We start from the raw sequence: 19,630 nt of genomic DNA on the forward strand, positions 1-19,630 counted from the left end.
GAAATACCCGTTTCGGTAAATCGCGGTGCTCGGTCACGGTCGGTCGCGGGCGCCGCCCAGCTGGGATCGGGCCGATCTCGCGGTGCTGGTGGACCGTGCCGGCTTGCACGCCCGCGGATGTGTGTTACCTTGGGTAACAGTAAACCGAGGTAACAGGCAGTCGTGTCAGGGAGGGTGCCATGACCAGCGTCGGTACGCACGAGCACGCGGACACCGCGCAGCCTGACCGCCAGTCGGTCGCGCGGCGGTTGCTCGACTCGTCCGAGACGTTGTCCTACGACCCCGTCACGGAGGTCGACTGGGACACCCCGCTGGACACGAGCTACCACGGCGCGAGCCCGGAGTGGAGCACCCTGTACGGCACCGCGTACTGGAACGAGATGACCCCCGAGCAGCAGCGCGAGCTGACCCGGCAGGAGGCCGCGTCGGTCGCCAGCACCGGCATCTGGTTCGAGATGATCCTGCAGCAGATGGTGCTGCGCGACTTCTACGCCAAGGACCCGACCGACCCGGCGTTCCAGTGGGCGCTCACCGAGATCGCCGACGAGTGCCGCCACTCGATCATGTTCGCCCGCGGCGCCGCGAAACTGCGGGCCCCGGCCTACCGCCCGCGCCGCCTGGCCGTCGAGCTGGGCCGGTTCTTCAAGACCACCGCCAAGGGCGAGGCGGCCTACGCGGCGATCCTGGTCGCCGAAGAGGTCCTCGACGTCATGCAGCGCGACTGGATGCGCGACGAGCGCGTGGTGCCGTTCGTGCGCACCATCAACAACATCCACGTGGTCGAGGAGTCGCGGCACATGAAGTTCGCCCGCGAGGAGACCCGCGAGCGGCTCAAGGGCGCGGGCCCGCTGCGGCGCCAGTACAACGCGCTGGTCGTGTCCATCGCGGCGTACTTCATCGTCAGCAGCATGTGGAACCCCGAGGTCTACGCCAACGCCGGGCTGGACACCCAGCGCGCGCTGCGTGAGGCGAAGGCCAACGAGCACCACAAGTCGATGCTGCGGTCCAGCTGCGCCGGGCTGATGGAGTTCCTGGACTCCGCCGGCCTGCTGACCAAGGCCTCGACCGTGTTCTACAAGCGCGCCAACCTCCTCTAGACGCCATGGCCTTCGCGATCACCCAGACCTGCTGCAACGACGCGTCGTGCGTGGCGGTGTGCCCGGTCAACTGCATCCACCCGACGCCGGACGAACCCGACTTCGGGACCACCGAGATGCTCTACATCGACCCGCGCACCTGCATCGACTGCGGTGCGTGCGCCGACGCCTGCCCGGTCGACGCGATCTTCCCGGTGGACGCCCTGACCGCCGCGATGCGGCCCTACGCGGAGATCAACGCGGACTTCTACGCCGACCGGGAGCCGGCGGCGGCCGATCCCGCGCCGAACTTCCACCCGTGGGGCCCGCCGGTGTTCAGCCGCACCATCCCGAGCGACTTCCCGGCGCTGGAGGTCGCCGTGGTCGGCACCGGGCCGGCCGGCATGTACGCGGTCGAGGACCTGTTGCTGCACACCAGTTCCCGGGTCACGCTGATCGACCGGCTGCCGGTCGCCGGCGGGCTGGTGCGCTACGGGGTCGCGCCGGACCACCCGTCCACCAAGAAGATCGGCGAGACGTTCGCGCGGTACCACCACCACCCGCGGCTGCGGATGCGGCTGGGGGTCGAGGTGGGCCGGGACGTCACCGTGGACGAGCTGGCGCGGCGCTACGACGCGGTGATCTACGCGGTCGGCGCGTCCTCGGCGCGGCGGCTGGGGATCGCGGGGGAGGACCTGACCGGCAGCGTCGCGGCGACGACCGTGGTGGCCTGGTACAACGGCCACCCGGACGTGCCCGCGGACGCGGTCGACCTGTCGGCGGAACGTCTCGTCGTGGTCGGCACGGGCAACGTCGCGCTGGACGTGGCGCGGATCCTGACCACGGATCCGCGTTCGCTGGAGGGCACCTCGATCGCGCCGGCCGCGCTGGAGCGGCTGAAGTCGAGCCAGGTGCGGGAGGTCGTGCTGCTGGGCCGCCGTGGCCCGGAGGCCGCCGCGTACACCACGCCCGAGCTGCTGGCGCTCACCCGGCACGAGGACATCGACCTCGTGGTCGACGCGCACGACCCGCGCATCACGGCGGCGATCGATGCCGAGCCGCGGGCCGCCCTGCTGCGGGACTGCAAACAGGAGACGATCGACTGGACGTCGCCGCCGCAGCCCGGGAAGCGGCGCATCGTGCTGCGGTTCCACTCCGCGCCGCGGGAGATCCTGGGCGCGGACCGGGTGCGGGGGATCCGGGTGACCGGTGGGGTGGAGATCCCGGCGGGCGGCGTCGTGCGCGCGGTCGGCTACCGCGGCACGCCGTTGCAAGGGCTCCCGTTCGACGAGGACAGCGGCACGATCCCGAACGACGGCGGACGCGTGCGGCCGGGGACGTACGTGGTGGGCTGGATCAAGCGCGGCCCGTCCGGCGGGATCGGGGCGAACAAGGCGTGTGCGGCGGAGACGGTGGGCCGCCTGCTGGAGGACGCCACCGCCGGACGCTTGCGGAGGGCGCGCCGCAAGCCGGGGCTGGTGGCGCGCCTGGCCCGCCGGGCCTGACCGCTTCCGGTCGCCGCGCCGGCGCTCGTGACGGGTACCGGCGAGCGGCTGCCTGCCGCTCTGTTGCTTGTGGCCGGGGCCGGCCCGCGGCCCTGCGCGGCTGCGCCGCTCATCGCTGTCTGGCGCTGGTCGCCCTCAGGACTTCACCAGCCGTCCGCGGACGAGGTCCAGCACCGAGCGGCCACCGGTGAAGCACCAGATCGCGATCACCGGATCGCAGATCGCGCACCCGTAGGACGAGTGCTCGGCGAACGGGACGATCGGCTCGCCCCGCAGGTGGTGCACCACGTCCCACGCGGTGTGCATGAGCCAGCCGATGCCGATGAAGGTCCACGACTCCAGCCCGCGGTAGGCGACGTAGGTGGCGGCCGCGGTGAACACGAACTCCCAGACCCCCAGCCCGCCCCCGCTGAGGTAGGCGGCGCCGGCCCCGCCGACCATGAGCGCGTTGAACCGGCGGCGGTGCGCCTCCGGGACGAACGAGTTGACCAGGACGTAGGCGGCGCCGATGAGCAGCGCGATAACGATCACGAGACCCGAAACTAGGCGTCCGCCACCGCGGTCAGTAGTGGCTGGAGTGCCAGGTTCCGACGGATTCTCGCCAGGACCCGTACGGCTCGCTGGTGAGCCGAAGGTCGCGATGGCGACGGCGAGCGCGAGCTCGAGCGCGACGACGATCAGGAACAGCCGCACCGGATCGCCGACCGCCTTGAACACCCGCGCCAGCTCCACGGCCCGCGGCTGCGACAGCGGCTCCCGCGCCAATCGGCGAGCAAGCACCCCGCCTGATTCGACGTGCTTCTATCTAACACACATCTAATTGCCGCGCGGTGTTTCTCACGCCCGCCGAGCGCGGCTCGTACACCGGGTGCATCGCCGGAGCGCTCACGTTCGCCGAGTGCCGCGACGGCCTCGCGGCGGCGGGCGTCACCGGCATCTCGGTGACGCCCGCGCACCCGGTCGCCGACGCCATGCACTCGGCGGTCGTGCGAGCCGTCAAGCTGTGACGGTCTCGGCGCGGTCCGGACCCGGCCGGCTCACCGGTGCGCCGGCGTTCGGTGCTGGAGGCCAGGTGGGTGGCCGAGATCGGCGGGCGGCCGCGACCCGGCGTGGTGCGGCGGGTGCGGGAGCGCCCGGCGGGACGGGGTCTGGCACGACACCGTCCCGTTGGAACGGCGCTCCGCCGTGGCTCGAGGTCAGCCGAGGCGTTCGGTGAGCCGGACGTGCACCGTGTCGCCGGCGTCCTTGCCGATCGCGCGGCGCACGTCGGCCTTGACGGGCAGCTTGTGCGTGCCGTCGCCGAGGGCCATGAACGAGCTGCGGAACGGGTGGCCGTCGATGGTGCCGCGGATCTTCACCAGCCCGCGGGTGCCGAAGTACTCGGCGGAGCCGGGCATCACGACGTAGGTCCAGCCGCCCTCGGCCGGGCTCTTCACCAGCGTCGCGTCGAACTCCTTGTCCAGTGCCGCCATGACGTCCTCCTCGGGTGCGGTGCCATTGTCACCCGGAACGTCGAGGCCGTCGCCCGCGTTTCGACATCGGAACCCGATCGGCGCCGCGCGACGTTGTCAGAGCGGGGTGATGAGGATGGACCCGTACGCCGTGCTGGGCGTCCCACGCGAGGCGACGCCCGCCGAGATCACCGCCGCGTACCGGCGCCTGGTGCGCGCGCTGCACCCCGACGCGCCGGAGCCGGATCCCGAGCGGCTGGCGGAGGTGCTGGCGGCCTACCGCGAGTTGCGGGACCATCCCGGCCCGGCCCAGCGCACGGAGCGCCCGGAGCCCCCGCCCGTCCGGCGCGCCGCCCGGCGGTGGGAGCCGGACATCCGCGCCGGCCCAGTACGCCGCGAGCGCTAGTACGCCGCCAGCGCTAGTACGCCGCGAGCGCTAGTACGCCGCGCACATGCGGCGGTGCCGGGTGCTGCCCCCAGCACCCGGCACGCCAGCACCCGGCACGCCGGTACGGGTCAGCTTCCGCCGATCCGCGACCACCCGCCGACGAGCGTCGGCGGGCGGAAGACGGCCCCGCTGCGCACCTGGTCCTCGAACAGCCGCTGCCCCAGCGTGTCGATGCCGACCTCCTCGGCCGTCGCCAGCCCGGTGCGGGTCAGCACGGGCAGGAGCGTCCGGAGGACGCCCGAGGCCATCCGGCCGCCGGTCGGGTCGCCCGGCGGGCGGTAGGCCTGCAGCCCCAGCACCGTCGCCCCGGCCAGCCCTGCGTCGGCGAACACCGTCTCCAGCCGAGCGCCCAGGTACGGGTCCAGCCCGGACCGCCGGAACGCCTCGTTGATCCAGTAGGTGATCCGCTCGCTCAGCGGGGTGGCCGGCAACAGCCCGGCGACGCTCATCTCGTACTCCATCGACACCACGACCCCGCCCGGCCGCACGTACCCGGCGAACTTCCGCAGCACCGCCGCCGGATCCGGGGTGTAGAGCAGCACCAGCCGCCCGACCACCGCGTCCACCTGGCCGGTCAGCCGCATCTGGTGCAGGTCGTCGTGCACGAACGAGACGTTGCGCAGCCCCTGTGCCTCGCACCGGCCGGCCGCCCAGCGCAGCGCCTTCGCCGACTGGTCGATCCCGACGACGGACCCGGACGGCCCGACGATCCGGGACAGCTCGAAGGCGACGTCGCCGGCGCCGGTGCCCAGGTCCAGCACCCGCATGCCGGGCTCGATGCCGGCCATGCCCAGGATCGCGCGCGTCGCGGGCGCCAGCGCGGCGGCCTGCTCCTCCAGGCGGCGCAGCTCGTCGGGCTCGTTGCCGAGCAGGTACGGGGTCTCGGTGGTGGTCATGGCGTCCTCCTGCCGGGGGTGTGTCCGGGTTCAGGGTGACCCGCGAGGGGGTCTGGTGGCTTGGCGGATTCGTGGGGATGATGTGGAGATTCGGTGGCGAGGTGGCCCGGATGTACGAGTTCGAGGACTGTGCGGTGGACCCCCAGCGGTTCGAGCTGCGCCGCTGCGGGGAGCCGGTGCACGTCGAGCCGCAGGTGTTCGCCCTGCTGACGCACCTGATCCGGCACCGCGACCGGGTCGTCGGCAAGAACGAGCTGCTCGACTCGGTGTGGGGCTACCGGCACGTCAGCGAGTCCGCGCTCACCAGCCGCGTCAAGGCGCTGCGCCGCGCGATCGGGGACAGCGGGGAACAGCAGCGGATCGTGGCGACCGTGCACGGCGTCGGGTACCGGTTCGTCGCCGACGTCCGGGAGAACGGCGCGGCCCCGCCCCGCACCCGCGCCCCGCAGCAGATCCGCTACTGCCGCTCGGCCGACGGCGTGCGGGTCGCCTACGCGCTGTCCGGGTGCGGGCCGCCGCTGGTCAAGGCGGCGAACTGGCTGACCCACCTGGACCTGGAGTGGACGAGCCCGATCTGGGCGCACTGGCTGGACGGCCTGGCCCGGCGGCACACCCTGGTGCGCTACGACGAACGCGGCTGCGGGCTGTCCGACTGGGACATCGGCGAGTTCCGCTTCGACGACTGGGTCGACGACCTGGAGCTGGTGGTCGACGGGCTGGGCCTGGAGCGGTTCCCGCTGCTGGGCATCTCGCAGGGCGGCGCGGTCGCGATCGCCTACGCCGTGCGGCACCCGGAGCGGGTGTCCCGGCTCGTGCTCGCCGGCGCCTACAGCCGCGGCCGGTTCGCGCGCGCGGCCACCCCCGAGGAGAAGGAGGAGGCCGAACTCGACCTCGTCCTGGGCCGGATCGGCTGGCGCCACGACGATCCGACGTTCCGCCAGGTGTTCGCCAGCCAGTTCCTGCCGGACGCGTCCCGCGAGCTGTGGGACGCCTTCAACGACCTGCAGCGCGCCACCACCTCCAACGACAACGTGGTGCGGTTCCTGGACGTCTTCGCCCACATCGACGTCTCCGCGATCGCGCCGTCCGTGCGCTGCCCGACGCTGATCCTGCACTCCCGCGGCGATCTGCGCGTGCCGAAGGCGCAGGCGCAGGAACTGGCCGCGCTCATCCCGGACAGCAGGCTGTGCTTCCTGGACAGCCGCAACCACATCCTCACCGAGCAGGAGCCGGCGTGGCCGGAATTCCTCGACGAACTGGACGCCTTCCTCGGCAGTTGACAACGTGATGTTGAACAGCGGCCGTGACGAAAACCCTCCGCCTGCTCGTGGTGGCGCTGGTGGCGTGCGGTCTGCTGGCCGCGCCCGCGACCGCGTACGCCGACACGCTCGCCGACGCCGCGCCCACCCCGGTCCTCGCGTGGTCCGGGTGCGGTGACGGCTTCGAGTGCGCCACCGCGGCGGTGCCGTTGGACTACCGGCGCCCGCGCGGGCGCACCATCGACCTGGCCGTGATCAAGCTGCCCGCCGCCGACCGCGCCCGGCGGATCGGCACGTTGTTCGTCAACTTCGGCGGCCCCGGCCCGTCGGGCGTCGACCGGTTGCGCGCCAGGGCGAAGTGGCCGTGGCTGTTCTCCGACGAGCTGCGCGCCCGCTTCGACCTCGTCGCGTGGGATTCGCGCGGCGCCGCCAACAGCACCGCCGTCCGCTGCTTCGCCACCAGCGAGGAGCAGCAGGAGTACTTCGCGTCGTTCCCCGCGATGCCCGGTGGCGCCGAGGCCGAGCCCGCCTTCTACGCGGCCTCGCGCGACCTCGCCGACCGGTGCCAGGACCAGGCCGGCGACCTGCTGCCGCACACCTCGTCGGTGAACACCGCCCGCGACCTGGACCTGCTGCGCCGCGCCGTGGGCGACGCGAAGCTGACCTACCACGGCATCTCCTACGGTACGCACATCGGCGCGATCTACGCCAACCTGTTCCCGGGCCGGGTCCGTGCCCTGGCGATGGACGGCACGATGGACTTCCAGGGCAGCGCGACCGGGCACGGCGGCGCCGGGCGGAAGCTCCCGGTCGACACCCGGCAGGACGTGTCCACCGGCATCGCCGACACCTTCGGCCAGTTCCTGAGCCAGTGCGCCGCCGCGGGCCCGCGCTGCGCGTTCTCCGGTGGGGACGTCCACGCCAAGTGGTCCACGCTCGCCGAGCGCGTGCGGCGCGGTCCGGTCACCATCACGGTCGACGGACGATCCGTGACCTACGACTACACGGCCCTGATCGCCACCGCCGCCGATCTGTCCAAACCGGACGGATGGCCGGATCTGGCGGACACCCTGCAGCGCTTGTACCAGGCGCCGGAAAGCGCTTTCCGAACGGCTGCCGCCACGTACCCGGACAACGGGACCGAGGCGTTCAACGCGATCCAGTGCGCGGACAGCCTGGTGCCGCGGGAGGAAGCCACCTACAGCCGTCTGGCCGTCAGCGAGGACGAGCGCGTGCCCTACTTCGGGCGGATCGGCGTGTTCGACATGATGTCCTGCGCGTACTGGCCGTCGAGCGCGGTGCAGCCCTACACCGGGCCGTGGAACCGGCCCACGGCGAACCCGGTCCTGGTCATCAACACCCGGTTCGACCCGTCCACCCCGCTCGCCGGCGCCGTCGACGGCATGCGCGAACTGGCCGACGCGCGGCTGCTCGTCGTGGAGGGCGCCGGGCACAGCACGATGTACGTGCACAGCACCTGCGCGGAGAAGGTCAAACGGGATTACCTGATCGGTGGAAAGCTGCCCGCGGAAGGTGCGACCTGCGGAATCGACGCGGGACCGTTCGGATAGGCGGTTCCCGGCCGGGGCTTCGCGGCGACCGCTAGTATTCGCGCTATCGGTGTTGATCTCCGCAGGCGGAAAGCAGGCTGTGATGGCGAAGTCCCGGTTCGAGCAGTTCCCGATGGAAGGCGTCGACCTGGACCACCCGAACGTGGCCCGGGTGTACGACTACTACCTCGGCGGCAAGGCCAACTACGCGGTCGACCGCGTGTTCGCGGAAAAGGCGCTCGAGCGGTTCCCGTTCGTGCGCCCGGCCGCCAAGTCCAACCGGCTGTTCCTGCACCGGGCCGTGCGGTACCTGGTCAAGCAGGGCGTGCGGCAGTTCATCGACGTCGGCTCGGGCGTGCCCACGATGGGCAGCACGCACCAGGTCGCCGACGAGCTGGACACCACCACGCGCGTGGTCTACATCGACAACGAGCCGGTGGCCGTCGCGCACTCGCAGATGCTGCTGGAAAAGGAGGGCGACCTCGACCGGCACGCGGTCATCCAGGCCGACCTGCGCGACCCGGACCTGTTGTGGAACAAGGTCGCCGAATCCGGCGTGGTCGACTTCTCGCAGCCGGTCGCGTTGTTGCTGATCGCGGTCCTGCACGTCACCCAGCCCGGCCCGGACGGCACGGACATCGGCCCGGCCGCGGTGGCCCGCTACCGGGAACTGCTCGCGCCCGGCTCGTACCTGGTGCTCTCGCACGGCACGGCCGACGGCGTGCCGGAGAGCCGCGCTCAGGAGATGGCCGAGTTCGGCAAGATGTACGACGCCACGGCGACCCCGGTGATCTGGCGCCCGCGCGCCGAGATCGAGGCGCTGTTCGGCGACCTGGAGATGGTGGAGCCGGGCGCGACCTGGACGCCGCTGTGGCACCCGGAGGAGAACGGTGCCAACGCCCCGGAGATCGAATTCGACTCGCCCAACGACTCGGTGGTGTGGGCCGGGGTGGCGCGCAAGGCCTGACGGTCAGGCCCCCGGCAGGGTGCTCCGTCGTGTCACCGCGACCCCGGCCGCGAGCACCAGGGCCGCGCTGACGAGCAGGAACGCCGGCCCGCCGCCGTAGCGGTCGCCGAACGGGCCGGCCACCGCCGAGCCCGCGGCGCTGCCGATCTGGCCCAGCGTGGTCAGCCAGCCGTACAGCTCACCGCTGCGCTCGTCGGCGGTGGCGGCGACCAGCTGGTCGTGCACCGCGAGCCACGGCGCCAGGGCGAGCCCGAACACGGCGATCACCACGGCCATCGCCGCGATCGTGCCGGGCAGCGCCAGCGGCAGCGACGTCAGGGCGAGCGCGCCGAGCAGCAGGGTGTAGCTGTCGCGCTGGGCGGCCCGGGGCGGGCGCAGCGCCAGCGCCAGCCCGCCGGCCAGGCTGCCCGCCGACCACACCGCCACGAGCAGGCCCGACTGCCCGGCCGCGCCCGCGTGCTCGGCGAACGCCGGCACCAGCACCCACATCGCGCCCATGCACACCCAGTAGGCGAGGTAGGCCGCGCCGAGCGTGTGCACCGCGGGGTCGCTCAGCAGGCGGCCGCGCCGTGGCCGGGACCGCGCGAAGGCGGGCACCAGCGCGACACCGGTCGCCAGGCCCGCGGCGCCGGTCAGGGTCGTGGCGACCAGTGCCGCCGACGGCCCGGCCAGCGCCGCCCAGCCGCTCACCCACAGCGGGCCGCCGATGTAGACCGTCTCCAGCGCGACCGAGTTCACCGCGTAAGCCCTGGTCAGGTGTGGTTTCGCGAGGCGGGGGAGCATGGCGCGCACGCTCGCCGACACCGGCGGGGTGACCAGTCCCGAGGCCGCCGCGAGGCCGGTGAACAGGGCGGGCCCGTGCGCGGCGGCGAGCGCCAGCTGGGCCGCGGTGAAGAGCGCGCCGGACAGCACGAGCACGCGGCGGTCGCCCGAGGCCGGCAGCGCGCGGGCCCACAGGGGAGCGGCGACCGCGGTGCCCACGGCCGCCGCCGCCCCGGCCAGGCCCGCGGCGGCGAAACTGCCGGTGGCCTCGACGCCGGTGAGCGTGACGAGCAGCGGCCGCATCGCGATGGGCAGCTGGGCGAGGTTCAGGCAGCCGATCAGGACCAGAGCCCGTATATTCATAACTTATGAATGAGCCGGAAGCGCGGAGCGCAAACCTGCTCGGCGCGATGTCGTTGCTGGTCGCCGGCGCGGTGCGGGACGCGGTCACGGAGGCCGTCGGGGCCGGTGGCGCGCTGGGGGAGGCGCTGATCGCGATCAAGGACCAGCCGGGCCGGACGGCGGACTGGCTGGCCGGGGTGCTGCACATCTCCCAGCCCGGGACGGCCCACCTGGTGCGGCGGCTGACCGAGCAGGGCTGGATCACGCGCGACAGCGAGGGCCGCCGCCGCCCGCTGAGGCTGACCCCGGAGGGCGAACGCCGCGCCGCGGACGCGCTGGCCGCCCGGCAGGCGGTGTTGACCCGCCTGGTGGGGCGGTTGTCGGGGGAGCAGCGGGCGCAGCTGGCGGCGGTGGCGGAGGCGGTGCTGGGCCCGGAGGCGCGCAGCGAGCAGACGCTGGCGGAGTTGTGCCGGCTGTGCGACCGCTCGGTGTGCCGGGAGTGCCCGGTGCACGCGGGACTCCTGCGGGCGTGCGGAGGTTGAGCACGGACCCGCGGCAGCCCCGCGCCCGGCTCAGCGGCGGTCCAGCACCGCGCTGAGGAACCGCTTCGTGCGTTCCTCCCGCGGCTCGTGGAAGATGACCGACGGCGGGCCGGCCTCCACGACCGCACCCGAGTCGAACATCAGCACCCGGTCGGAGATGTCCTCGGCGAAGCGCATCTCGTGGGTCACCAGCAGCATCGTCATCGACTGCGAGTGCGCCAGCTCCCGGATCACGCCGAGCACCTCGCCCACCAGCTCGGGGTCCAGCGCGGAGGTCACCTCGTCGAACAGCATCACCCGCGGCCGCATCGCCAGCGCCCGCGCGATCGCGACCCGCTGCTGCTGACCACCGGACAGCTGCCCCGGTTTCTTGTCCACGTGCCGCTCCAGCCCGACCAGCCCGAGCAGCTCGCGGGCGTGCGCTTCGGCCTCCTCGCGCCCCTGGCCGAGCACGTGGACCGGCGCCTCCGTCACGTTGCGCAGCACCGTCATGTGCGGGAACAGGTTGAAGTGCTGGAACACCATCCCGATCCGGCGGCGCACCAGCTTCATCTTCCCGGTGTCGAAACCGCCGGCGTCCCACAGGGTTTCGCCGTCGACCTCGATGCGCCCGGCGTCGGGTTGCTCGAGGGTCATCAGCAGGCGCAGGATCGTCGTCTTGCCCGACCCGCTGGGCCCGATGATCGACACCTTCTCCCCGGCACCCACCTCCAGGTCCAGACCGGTCAGGACCTCGTGGCTGCCGAAGGACTTGCGCACGCCGCGGAAGGCGATCATCGGGTCAGCGGGGCTGGGCAAGGCGGAGCTCCAATCGTCGGATCAGCTTGGCTGCGGGGTAGCTCACGAGCAGGAACAGCACCCCGACCAGCGTGTACGGCTCGAGGTAGCGGTAGCTGCCGGAGCCGATCGCGGTCGCGTGCCCGAGCAGTTCCAGCACCGTGATGGCGGACAGGATCGCCGAGTCCTTGAACATCTGCATCAGGTAGTTGCCCAGCGCCGGCACCACGGCCCGCACCGCCTGGGGCAGGATCACGGCCTGCCACCGGCGGTGCCACGGCAGGCTCAGCGCGGTCGCCGCCTCCCACTGTCCACTCGGGACGCTGTCGATGCCGGCCCGGTACACCTCGGCGGTGTAGGCGCTGTAGTTGAGGCCGATGACGATGATCCCGGTGACCATCGCGGAGAACGTGACCCCGTACAGCGGCAGCACGTAGAAGGCGAAGTAGGCCTGCACGAGCAACGGCGTGCCGCGCACGAACTCGACGTAGAACCACAGGATCTGCCGCAGCACGGGGATCCGCAGGTGCCGCAGGATCGCCACGACCAGCCCGACGACGAGCGCGATCACGATCCCGGCGAGCGTCACCTGCACGGTCACCCACAGCCCGCGCACCAGCTCGGGCAGGATGCTCAGCGCGAAGTTCCAGTCCCAGACCATCACTGCACCACCCCGCCGGCGGCCCGGCGGACCAGGCTCGCGCGGGTGGGCGCGATCCGGTCGGGCGCCACCCGCTTCTCCAGCCACCCGCGGCCCAGGGACAGCAGGTAGGACACCACGAAGTACATCACCAGGATCGTGCCGAACACCGCCGTCGTCGCGCCGGTGCTGGTGCGGACCATCTGCGCGCGGAACGTCAGGTCGGCGACCGTCACCAGCGAGACCAGGGAGGTGTTCTTGAGCAGGTCGATCAGCACGTTGCCGAACGACGGGAGCATCACCGGGATCGCCTGCGGCAGCAGGACGCGGCGCATCTTCAGCGACGGGCTCATGCTCAGCGTGGCGGCCGCTTCGTGCTGCCCGCGCGGCAGCGAGTTGATCGACCCGCGCACGATCTCGGCGGCGTAGGCGCCCTCGTTGAGGCCCAAGGCGAGCACACCGGCCGCGAACGGGGTGAGCTGGACGCCGAAGAACGGCAGCGCGAAGAACAGCCAGAACAGCTGGACCAGCATGGACGTGCCGCGGAACACCTCGACGAAGATCCCGGCGGGCCAGCGCAGCAGCCGTCGCGGCGACAGCCGGGCCAGGCCGGCGGTGAACGCGACGGCGAGCGCGAGCGCCATGCCGCAGACGGTCAGCGCCAGCGTGATCAGCAGGCCGTCGAGCAGCAGCGGGAGGTAGGGGGCGATGGCGGACATCGCGGTCAGCCGCTCACCGCGCAGAGCTGGTCGCGGGTGACCCCGCGGACGTCGTCCGCGGAAAAGCCCCACTTGGCCAGCGTGTCGGCGTACTCCGGGGTCTGCTTGAACGCGGCGAGCTGCTCGTCGTAGGCCTTCTGGAAGTCGGTGTCCTTCTTGCGGAACCCGGCGCCAGCGCCGGTCTGCTGGACGTCCTTGATCGCCGCGGTGATCTCGATGCCGTCGGTCTTCAGCGAGTTCAGCGACAGCGTGGGCAGGAAGAACGCGTCGGCGCGGCCGGCCAGGATCGCCTCCACGCCGCTGCGGCCGTCGGGCACGCTGACGATCTGGCCCGCGGGCACCTTCTCGGTCTTGAGGACGCCGTCCTCGAACCCGCCGGGCAGCACGGCGACGCGCACGGCCGGGTCGGCCTTGACGTCGGCGATCCCGGCGAGCTCGCGCGGGTTGCCCGCGGGCACCGCGAACGATTCGGTGGAGACGATGTCCGGCTCGGAGTACAGGATCTCCGCGCAGCGCGACTGCTTCATGAACAGCCCGGCCGCGATGATGTCCCAGCGGTTGGCGTTCAGGCCCGGGATCATCGACTCGTACGGCGTCACGACGCCCTGGATGCTGCCGATTCCCATCCGCTTCAGCACGGCCGAGACGACGTCCGGCTCGACGCCGGTGACCGAGCCGTCGGCGTTCACCTTGGTGTAGGGCGGTTCGTTGGCGATGGCGACGCGCGCGTACCCCTGGCTCCTGATCTGGTCCAAAGTGGAGTTCGGCTGCCCGGTGCCGGGCTGCGTGAAGCTGCACCCGGCCAGGAAGCCGGTGAGCGGCGCCGCCACGACGGTGGCGCCCGCGCCACGCAGCAGGCCTCGGCGGGAGATTCCGGTACGGCGCATGGACGTGCCTTCCTCGGGAGCTCGGCCACCCGAACGGGTGACGTGATCGCGATCAAGCTAGGTGCGCGCTCGTAGGATTGTCAATGCAGAGATTGTTGACAATACGTAAACCCGCAGCTGGCCGAGAAAGGTCGGGGGCGAGCCCCTCACGCGCGGGGGTGAGGATCGCCGGTCCGGCTTCACCCAGATGGCGGTGCCGGCCCGGGGCGGTCGGGCGGACGGCCCGCGACGGCTCGGACCCGCGGCACCCGCACGAGCTGCGCCTGCCCGAGCCGGTGGTCACGCCCGGATGAGCCGCGTCCCGGCCGCGACCACCACCGCGACCGCGCCCAGCACCAGCAGCGCCGAGGACAGTCCGGTCAGGACGCCGGCCAGCCCGAGCACCGCCAGCGGGCAGACGAACTGGCCGACGAACAGCGCCGAGGTCCACACGCCGGTGCCGCGGCCGCGCTGCTCGAACGTCAGCGATCCCAGCGCCCAGGTCAGCAGGGCGGGCAGCAGCAGCCCGTTGCCCAGTCCGGCGACCACAGCCCCGGCGACCGCGACCGGCAGCGACCCGGCCAACCCGAGCCCGAGGATGCCGAGTCCGGACAGGACGAACGCGGCCGGGATCGTCACCCGCGGCCCGAACCGGGCCACCCTGGCGAACGCCCACGCCGCGACAGCTGTGGCGAGCGAGGCGATCGCGCTCACGAACCCGATGGTGCTGCTGGACTTCACGCCGATCCCGTCGAGCACATAGGACAGTTCGACGATCAGGACGTAGAACACCAGACCACCGATGAGCGTCACCCCGACCGGCGCGAGCAGGCGGCGCCACGGCAATGGCGGCAGCTTCGCCGTCGTGGTCCGGTGCGGCTGCCAGATGTGACGTGCGGCGAGGAACGCCAGCGGCAGGCTCGCGGCGTAGAGCCAGAACGGGGTCCGCCAGCCGTGCGCGCCGAGCAGGCCGCCGACGGCGAGGAACACGGTCGCGGCGACGGTGGTGAAGACCGTCTGCAGCCCGAAGTAGCGGTCGCGCAGCGGCCCGGCGAAGTAGTCGGCCAGCAGCGTGGTGCAGCACGTCATGATCGCGGCCTCGGTGAGACCGACGAGCACCCGGCTGACCAGGATGAGGTGCAGCGAGTCCAGCCACAGCGGCGCCGTGCCGACGACGGCGTAGACGACCAGCGCGCCGACCAGGAGACGCTTGCGGCCCAGGCGGTCCACGATCCGCCCGGCCACGGTCGCGGTGAGCCCGATGACCAGCGCCGGCACGGTCAGCACGACCGGGGTGAGCGCCGCGACGCCGGGCGTGCCGGCGAAGGCCTGCTGGATGCTGGGCAGCACGGGCGCGAGCAGCACCGAGCCCAGTACGGACAGACAGCTGGCGAACAGCAGGACGAGCGCCTGCGCCCGCCCGGCGGGCCGCCCGGTGGCGGGGTCGGTGGCGATCCCGGCGGAGCCGGGCGGGGTGGACAGGACGCGGTCCGACACGGGGTGCTCCGGGGAAGTCGCGTGCCGCTCTCCGCTGACCGGCACCACTGTCGTGGAAGTCTCGGTCCTGTTCGGCCGGAGGGGAAATCACTTGTGCTGAGGGACGGCATCAGCGGCGCCGATGACGCACCGAAAACCATCCGCCGGGTGCGGGCCGCGGTCGTGAATGGATTTCCGTTGTGTAACGGCGGGAAACAGGGGAACAGACCGCCGATGCGGGTGTTGCTGAACGCCGGCCCCTGGTTGTCCGTGCCGCCTGCCGGGTACGGCGGGATCGAAAACGTCGTGGCCACCTTGGTTCCGGCGCTGCGGGACCGGGGCGTGCAGGTCGTGCTGGCCACCGTCGGGACGAGCACGATCCCCGCCGACGAGGTGGTGTTCCGCCATCCCGTGCCGCAGTTCCCGTTGCTGCAACTGCCCTACAACCGCGTCATGGGCTGCGTGATGGCGCACATGGACCACGTGGTGCGGGAACTGGCCCGGCGCGACGACGTCGACCTGGTGCACGACCACGTCGAGGCGGTCGGGCCGGTGGTGCTGGCCGCGCTCGGCTCCGCGGCGCCGCCCGCGCTGCACACCCTGCACTGGGACCTGGGCAAGCACCCGGCGCTGTACGAGAACTTCGACGGCCGCGGCCGCGTGTGGGTCAACGGCGTGTCGGCCGACCAGCTGTCCCGGGCGCCGGCGGCGCTGCGCGCGGTGAGCCTCGGGCACGTGCACCTGGCGACACCGCTCGCCGGACGGCGGGTCGACGTGGACAAGGGCCGGTACGCGATCGTGCTCGGCCGGATCACGCCCGGCAAGGGACAGGACGTCGCGGCGCGCCTGGCCCACGCTGCGGGGCAGCAGCTGGTGCTCGCCGGTCCGGTGGGTCCCTACGACCGGCCGGCGGCGCTGGCCCGGGCGCTGCGGGACGACCCCGACGCGACGCGCAACCCCGACGTCCAGTACTGGCAGGAGCGGGTGCGGCCGTGGGTGGACGGCCGGTGCGTGCGGTGGGTCGGCTCGGTGGGCCCGGCGGAGCGGGACGAGCTGCTGGCCGGCGCGATGGTGAGCCTGTGCCCGCTGCAGTGGGACGAACCGGGTGGCACCGCGGTGGTCGAGTCGCTCGCGCTGGGCACCCCGGTCGCCGGCTACCGGCGCGGCTGCCTGCCCGAACTGGTCCACGACGGCGTGACCGGGCTGCTGGTGGACCCCGGCGACGAGGACGGGCTGGTGGCCGCCTGGCGCGACGCGCGACGGCTGGACCCGCGGGCGTGCCGCCGGGTGGCCGCGGAGCGGTTCGCCCCGTCCCGCATGGCCGACGACTACGTGTCCCTGTACGAAAAGGTGCGCGCCGGGCAGGACCCGTTCGCCTGACTACCCGAACGTGAACACCGCCTGCAGCACGTGCCTGCGCCGCCGCGCCAGGGCCATCAACAGCTCGGGCGCCTCCTCCACCGGCACCACGTCCGTCACCACGTGCGCGAGGATCCCGGCGCCCTCGGCGCGCAGCAGGTCGATGGTCCGCGCGGACAGCCGTTCGCGGTCCCACGTGTGCGCCAGCCCCCGTGGCACGCGGCCGATCTGCGCGCACCGGATAGCCAGCCCGTTGTGGTGGAACTCCTCGCCGAGCCGCACCGCGTCCGCGCCGTCCTGGTAGAACGCCAGGTCGATCACCGTTCCCTGCGGGCGGGCCGCGCGCAGCGCCATCGCCAGGCTGGACGGCTGCCCGCGGCACTGGAACACCACGTCCGCGCCGCGGTCGCCCGGCCCGTGCCGCCACCGCGTCTTCAGCAGCACCGCCGGATCCACCGCCCCCGGATCGAGCGCCTCGATCCCGAACCGCTCCACGACGGCGCGCCGCTGCGGCGTCGGCTCCACCACGACGACCTCCTCGGCCCCGTGCCGCCGCGCGAACAACGCCGTCAGCAGCCCGACCACCCCCGCCCCGGTCACCACGACGCGCCGCTCGCGCACCCCGTCGGCCAGCGACCGCACGTCCGTGCCGTGCAGGTCGGCCGCCGCGTGCAGCAGCCCGTTCGCGCAGATCGGGCCCATGTGGGCGACGTAGATGCCGAGCAGCGGGTCCAGGTCGGCGGGCAGCCGCACCATCCGTTCCGACCGCGGGTCGGCGCGGTAACCGTCCCGGTGCCCATACGTCATGGCGAGCAGCTCGCCCTCGGCGAACGCCGGATCACGGCTCGCGGTCACGCGCGCGACCTGCATGTACCCCCACCGCCGCACCGGGTAGCCCCGCTCCGGCCCGCGCGCGTCGAACAGGCCCAGCTCGGCGTCCCAGCCCGCGCGCAGGCTCGGGTGCGTGCCCTTGACGAAGCTCAGGTCGGTGCCCGCGGACAGTCCACTGTAGAGCGTCCGGACCTCGACGTCGCCGTCCGGCGCGGGTTCGCGGACCAGGCTGACCTCGCCCGGCCCGGTCACCACGAGCACCCGGTCCTCACCCATCGAGCCGCACCGGAATCCCGCGGGTGGCCGAGCGCGCGATCGCGTGGGCCAGCCGGAGCGTGCGCACCGCCTCCGCGTAGGAGGTCCGGACCCCCGCGGTGCGGCCGAGCACCGCGTCGACGAAGTCGCGATCCGCCGCGCGCTTGGCGTCGTCCGGATCGACCCGCCGCACCTGCGCGCCGTCGCCGTCGCGGACCTCCAGGACGTCCTCGGCCACCGACAGGGCCAGCCCGTCGGCGAACACCTCCAGCCCGGCGCGGTGCTTCCACCCGAGCAGGCAGGTCGCCACGAGCGTCCCGACCGCACCGCCGGCGAACCGCAGGGTGGCTACGGTGGCGCCGTCCACGTCGGCGTCCGGGGCGCTCGGCGGCGCCCCGTCGGCGACCGCGTGCACCTCGGTGACCTCGCCGGCCAGCAGGCGCGCCAGGTCGAGCACGTGGATCGCCTGCTCGATCACCTGCCCGCCGGAGCTGTCCCGCCGCACCCACCACGGCACCGGCGGCACCTTGTCCAGCCACGCGCCGATCGCCAGCCGCACCGGGTGGCCGTCCAGCACCTCCCGGGCGCCTTCGACCGCGGCCGAGTAGCGCCAGTGGTGGCCGACCGAGGCGAGGACGCCGGCCCGGTCCAGCGCGGCGGCGACCCGGTCGGCGACGCCGGTGTCCAGCGCGATCGGCTTCTCCACGAACATCGGGATCCCGGCCTCGGCGAGGGCCTCCTCGGCCGGGCCGTGCGCCATCGGCGGCACGCACACGTACGCCGCGTCGATGCCGCAGTCGATCAGCTCCGGCACCCCGGGCACGGCACGCGGGCCGAACGCCCGCGCCCGGTCCGGATCGAGGTCGGTGACCGCGGCCAGTTCGACGTCGTCGAACCCGGCGAGCATGCGCGCGTGGCGGGCGGCCACCCCGCCCGCGCCGACGAACCCGATCCGGCACCTCGTCACCATCGCTCCTCCACGCGGCCGGGTTCCCGCCGCCGCAGGAGTGAAACGACGGCCACCGGGTACCACGCCCACTCGTGCCGAAGGGAACCCGAGATGAAACGACAGCTTTCCCGCAGACTGGCCGACGGCCTCGGCGTCTTCAGCATCAGCCTCGGGACCGTGCAGCTGGCCGCGCCCGGCGCGCTCAACCGGCTGATCGGCGCCCGCGACGACCCGCGCACCCGCGCGCTGCAACGCTGGGCCGGTGGCGCGCGTGAGCTGACCGCGGGCGTGGGGCTGGAGTCGCGGCGCAAACCGGCCGCCTGGCTGTGGACCAGGGTCGCCGGTGACGCGCTCGACCTGGGCATGCTCGCCGCGCTGCGCGACCGCGCCCGCGACACCGGCGCCCGGCGGCGCGCGACCGTGGCGACCGCCGCCGTGGCCGGGGTGGCGGTCGCCGACGTCGTCGCCGCGGTGATGACTTCCCGCGACGGCGACCGCGCCCCGGTCGAGGCCACCGGGCGCATCACGGTGAACCGGCCGGTCGCCGAGGTGTACGCGGCCTGGCGCGAATTGGAGAACCTGCCGCGCGTCCTGAGCCACCTGGAATCCGTGCGGCCACTGGGCGAGGGCCGCACCCGCTGGCGCGCCCGCGGCCCCGCCGGTGTGGACGTCGAATGGGACGCCGAGATCACCAGCGAGGAGGCCTGCGAGCACCTCGAATGGCGGTCCGTGGGCGAGGCGGCGGTGCGCAACTCCGGTCGCGTCGAGTTCCGCCCGGCACCCGGCGGGCGCGGCACCGAGATCCGCGTGCACCTGTCGTTCGACCCGCCCGCGGGCAAGCTCGGCGCCGCCGTGGCGAAACTCTTCGGTGCGGAGCCGAACCAGCAGATCCGCGACGACCTGCGCCGCCTCAAGCAGACGCTGGAGATCGGCGAGGTCGTCCGGTCCGTCTGATCGGAG

Annotated in this window: 21 protein-coding genes; 10 read left to right on the forward strand and 11 right to left on the reverse strand. The window is 73.0% G+C overall.

The features are described from left to right. The first annotated feature begins 179 nt into the window (after positions 1–179). Entirely contained in the window at positions 180–1,097 is a 918-nt protein-coding gene (locus IE290_RS30455) for an AurF N-oxygenase family protein (RefSeq protein ID WP_191248152.1), read from the forward strand. A gap of 5 nt (positions 1,098–1,102) precedes the next feature. Continuing rightward, a complete protein-coding gene (locus IE290_RS30460) occupies positions 1,103–2,581 on the forward strand; it encodes an FAD-dependent oxidoreductase (RefSeq protein ID WP_191248153.1) in 1,479 nt (492 codons plus the stop codon). A gap of 135 nt (positions 2,582–2,716) precedes the next feature. Here the strand turns inward: IE290_RS30460 and IE290_RS30465 are convergent, their stop codons facing one another. Next, positions 2,717–3,112, reverse strand: coding sequence for a DUF6010 family protein (locus tag IE290_RS30465; protein ID WP_191248256.1), 396 nt, complete (start codon positions 3,110–3,112; stop codon positions 2,717–2,719). 299 nt (positions 3,113–3,411) lie between these two features. Between IE290_RS30465 and IE290_RS30475 the strand changes: the two genes are divergently transcribed. Beyond that, positions 3,412–3,588 carry a hypothetical protein gene (locus IE290_RS30475; RefSeq protein ID WP_229874815.1) on the forward strand — a complete coding sequence of 59 codons (177 nt, stop codon included), beginning with the start codon at positions 3,412–3,414 and terminating at the stop codon, positions 3,586–3,588. Between the two features lie 189 nt (positions 3,589–3,777). On the opposite strand, the gene IE290_RS30480 is transcribed toward IE290_RS30475, so the two are convergent. Then, complete coding sequence (locus tag IE290_RS30480) at positions 3,778–4,053, reverse strand: DUF1905 domain-containing protein (protein ID WP_191248154.1); 276 nt, start codon at positions 4,051–4,053, stop codon at positions 3,778–3,780. A 115-nt stretch (positions 4,054–4,168) separates the two neighbouring features. On the opposite strand from IE290_RS30480, the gene IE290_RS30485 reads away from it, so the two are divergent. Continuing rightward, on the forward strand, positions 4,169–4,438 hold the full coding sequence (locus IE290_RS30485) for a J domain-containing protein (protein ID WP_229874816.1): 270 nt from the start codon (positions 4,169–4,171) through the stop codon (positions 4,436–4,438). A gap of 110 nt (positions 4,439–4,548) precedes the next feature. Here the strand turns inward: IE290_RS30485 and IE290_RS30490 are convergent, their stop codons facing one another. Continuing rightward, a complete protein-coding gene (locus IE290_RS30490) occupies positions 4,549–5,376 on the reverse strand; it encodes a class I SAM-dependent methyltransferase (RefSeq protein WP_191248156.1) in 828 nt (275 codons plus the stop codon). A gap of 110 nt (positions 5,377–5,486) precedes the next feature. On the opposite strand from IE290_RS30490, the gene IE290_RS30495 reads away from it, so the two are divergent. The 3 genes from IE290_RS30495 (at position 5,487) to IE290_RS30505 (ending at position 9,152) form a co-directional block, all read left to right on the forward strand. After that, a complete protein-coding gene (locus IE290_RS30495) occupies positions 5,487–6,656 on the forward strand; it encodes an alpha/beta hydrolase (RefSeq protein WP_191248157.1) in 1,170 nt (389 codons plus the stop codon). 23 nt (positions 6,657–6,679) lie between these two features. Then, positions 6,680–8,206 carry an alpha/beta hydrolase gene (locus IE290_RS30500; RefSeq protein ID WP_191248158.1) on the forward strand — a complete coding sequence of 509 codons (1,527 nt, stop codon included), beginning with the start codon at positions 6,680–6,682 and terminating at the stop codon, positions 8,204–8,206. Positions 8,207–8,288: 82 nt separating this feature from the next. Further along, positions 8,289–9,152: an SAM-dependent methyltransferase gene (locus IE290_RS30505; protein ID WP_191248159.1), complete on the forward strand. Its 864-nt coding sequence runs from the start codon at positions 8,289–8,291 to the stop codon at positions 9,150–9,152. 3 nt (positions 9,153–9,155) lie between these two features. On the opposite strand, the gene IE290_RS30510 is transcribed toward IE290_RS30505, so the two are convergent. Beyond that, positions 9,156–10,277 carry an MFS transporter gene (locus tag IE290_RS30510; RefSeq protein WP_191248160.1) on the reverse strand — a complete coding sequence of 374 codons (1,122 nt, stop codon included), beginning with the start codon at positions 10,275–10,277 and terminating at the stop codon, positions 9,156–9,158. A gap of 5 nt (positions 10,278–10,282) precedes the next feature. On the opposite strand from IE290_RS30510, the gene IE290_RS30515 reads away from it, so the two are divergent. Next, a complete protein-coding gene (locus tag IE290_RS30515) occupies positions 10,283–10,798 on the forward strand; it encodes a MarR family winged helix-turn-helix transcriptional regulator (protein ID WP_191248161.1) in 516 nt (171 codons plus the stop codon). 30 nt (positions 10,799–10,828) lie between these two features. Here IE290_RS30515 and ehuA read toward each other — a convergent pair whose 3' ends face one another. The 5 genes from ehuA to IE290_RS30540 form a co-directional block, all read right to left on the reverse strand. Next, positions 10,829–11,575 carry an ectoine/hydroxyectoine ABC transporter ATP-binding protein EhuA gene (gene ehuA, locus IE290_RS30520; RefSeq protein ID WP_191248257.1) on the reverse strand — a complete coding sequence of 249 codons (747 nt, stop codon included), beginning with the start codon at positions 11,573–11,575 and terminating at the stop codon, positions 10,829–10,831. Positions 11,576–11,579: 4 nt separating this feature from the next. Further along, positions 11,580–12,236, reverse strand: coding sequence for an ectoine/hydroxyectoine ABC transporter permease subunit EhuD (ehuD, locus tag IE290_RS30525; RefSeq protein ID WP_191248162.1), 657 nt, complete (start codon positions 12,234–12,236; stop codon positions 11,580–11,582). After that, a complete protein-coding gene (gene ehuC, locus IE290_RS30530; RefSeq protein ID WP_191248163.1) occupies positions 12,236–12,934 on the reverse strand; it encodes an ectoine/hydroxyectoine ABC transporter permease subunit EhuC in 699 nt (232 codons plus the stop codon). The genes ehuD and ehuC overlap by 1 nt, the downstream gene beginning before the upstream one ends. Positions 12,935–12,939: 5 nt before the next feature. Then, positions 12,940–13,821, reverse strand: a complete 882-nt coding sequence (ehuB, locus tag IE290_RS30535) for an ectoine/hydroxyectoine ABC transporter substrate-binding protein EhuB (protein ID WP_191248164.1) — start codon at positions 13,819–13,821, stop codon at positions 12,940–12,942. Positions 13,822–14,100: 279 nt separating this feature from the next. After that, positions 14,101–15,297, reverse strand: a complete 1,197-nt coding sequence (locus tag IE290_RS30540; protein ID WP_191248165.1) for an MFS transporter — start codon at positions 15,295–15,297, stop codon at positions 14,101–14,103. Positions 15,298–15,510: 213 nt separating this feature from the next. Between IE290_RS30540 and IE290_RS30545 the strand changes: the two genes are divergently transcribed. Further along, the gene (locus IE290_RS30545; RefSeq protein ID WP_191248166.1) at positions 15,511–16,656 is read left to right on the forward strand and encodes a glycosyltransferase; all 1,146 of its coding nucleotides are present in this window, start codon (positions 15,511–15,513) and stop codon (positions 16,654–16,656) included. On the opposite strand, the gene IE290_RS30550 is transcribed toward IE290_RS30545, so the two are convergent. Continuing rightward, positions 16,657–17,742: a zinc-dependent alcohol dehydrogenase gene (locus IE290_RS30550; RefSeq protein ID WP_191248167.1), complete on the reverse strand. Its 1,086-nt coding sequence runs from the start codon at positions 17,740–17,742 to the stop codon at positions 16,657–16,659. Further along, positions 17,735–18,691 carry a Gfo/Idh/MocA family protein gene (locus tag IE290_RS30555; protein ID WP_229874817.1) on the reverse strand — a complete coding sequence of 319 codons (957 nt, stop codon included), beginning with the start codon at positions 18,689–18,691 and terminating at the stop codon, positions 17,735–17,737. The genes IE290_RS30550 and IE290_RS30555 overlap by 8 nt, the downstream gene beginning before the upstream one ends. A 90-nt stretch (positions 18,692–18,781) precedes the next feature. On the opposite strand from IE290_RS30555, the gene IE290_RS30560 reads away from it, so the two are divergent. Beyond that, entirely contained in the window at positions 18,782–19,624 is an 843-nt protein-coding gene (locus tag IE290_RS30560; protein ID WP_191248168.1) for an SRPBCC family protein, read from the forward strand. Positions 19,625–19,630: the final 6 nt, after the last annotated feature.

The sequence above is a fragment of the Amycolatopsis deserti genome, assembly GCF_014653945.1.
Classification (GTDB): Bacteria; Actinomycetota; Actinomycetes; order Mycobacteriales; family Pseudonocardiaceae; genus Amycolatopsis_E; species Amycolatopsis_E deserti.

Bases quoted from the DNA above. Each gene is read 5' to 3' on its own strand.
- IE290_RS30455 (WP_191248152.1), top strand. From the start codon at position 180: ATGACCAGCGTCGGTACGCACGAGCACGCGGACACCGCGCAGCCTGAC.
- IE290_RS30460 (WP_191248153.1), top strand. From the start codon at position 1,103: ATGGCCTTCGCGATCACCCAGACCTGCTGCAACGACGCGTCGTGCGTG.
- IE290_RS30480 (WP_191248154.1), bottom strand. From the start codon at position 4,053: ATGGCGGCACTGGACAAGGAGTTCGACGCGACGCTGGTGAAGAGCCCG.
- IE290_RS30485 (WP_229874816.1), top strand. From the start codon at position 4,169: ATGGACCCGTACGCCGTGCTGGGCGTCCCACGCGAGGCGACGCCCGCC.
- IE290_RS30490 (WP_191248156.1), bottom strand. From the start codon at position 5,376: ATGACCACCACCGAGACCCCGTACCTGCTCGGCAACGAGCCCGACGAG.
- IE290_RS30495 (WP_191248157.1), top strand. From the start codon at position 5,487: ATGTACGAGTTCGAGGACTGTGCGGTGGACCCCCAGCGGTTCGAGCTG.
- IE290_RS30505 (WP_191248159.1), top strand. From the start codon at position 8,289: ATGGCGAAGTCCCGGTTCGAGCAGTTCCCGATGGAAGGCGTCGACCTG.
- IE290_RS30510 (WP_191248160.1), bottom strand. From the start codon at position 10,277: ATGAATATACGGGCTCTGGTCCTGATCGGCTGCCTGAACCTCGCCCAG.
- IE290_RS30515 (WP_191248161.1), top strand. From the start codon at position 10,283: ATGAATGAGCCGGAAGCGCGGAGCGCAAACCTGCTCGGCGCGATGTCG.
- ehuA (WP_191248257.1), bottom strand. From the start codon at position 11,575: ATGATCGCCTTCCGCGGCGTGCGCAAGTCCTTCGGCAGCCACGAGGTC.
- ehuD (WP_191248162.1), bottom strand. From the start codon at position 12,236: ATGGTCTGGGACTGGAACTTCGCGCTGAGCATCCTGCCCGAGCTGGTG.
- ehuC (WP_191248163.1), bottom strand. From the start codon at position 12,934: ATGTCCGCCATCGCCCCCTACCTCCCGCTGCTGCTCGACGGCCTGCTG.
- ehuB (WP_191248164.1), bottom strand. From the start codon at position 13,821: ATGCGCCGTACCGGAATCTCCCGCCGAGGCCTGCTGCGTGGCGCGGGC.
- IE290_RS30545 (WP_191248166.1), top strand. From the start codon at position 15,511: ATGCGGGTGTTGCTGAACGCCGGCCCCTGGTTGTCCGTGCCGCCTGCC.
- IE290_RS30550 (WP_191248167.1), bottom strand. From the start codon at position 17,742: ATGGGTGAGGACCGGGTGCTCGTGGTGACCGGGCCGGGCGAGGTCAGC.
- IE290_RS30555 (WP_229874817.1), bottom strand. From the start codon at position 18,691: ATGGTGACGAGGTGCCGGATCGGGTTCGTCGGCGCGGGCGGGGTGGCC.
- IE290_RS30560 (WP_191248168.1), top strand. From the start codon at position 18,782: ATGAAACGACAGCTTTCCCGCAGACTGGCCGACGGCCTCGGCGTCTTC.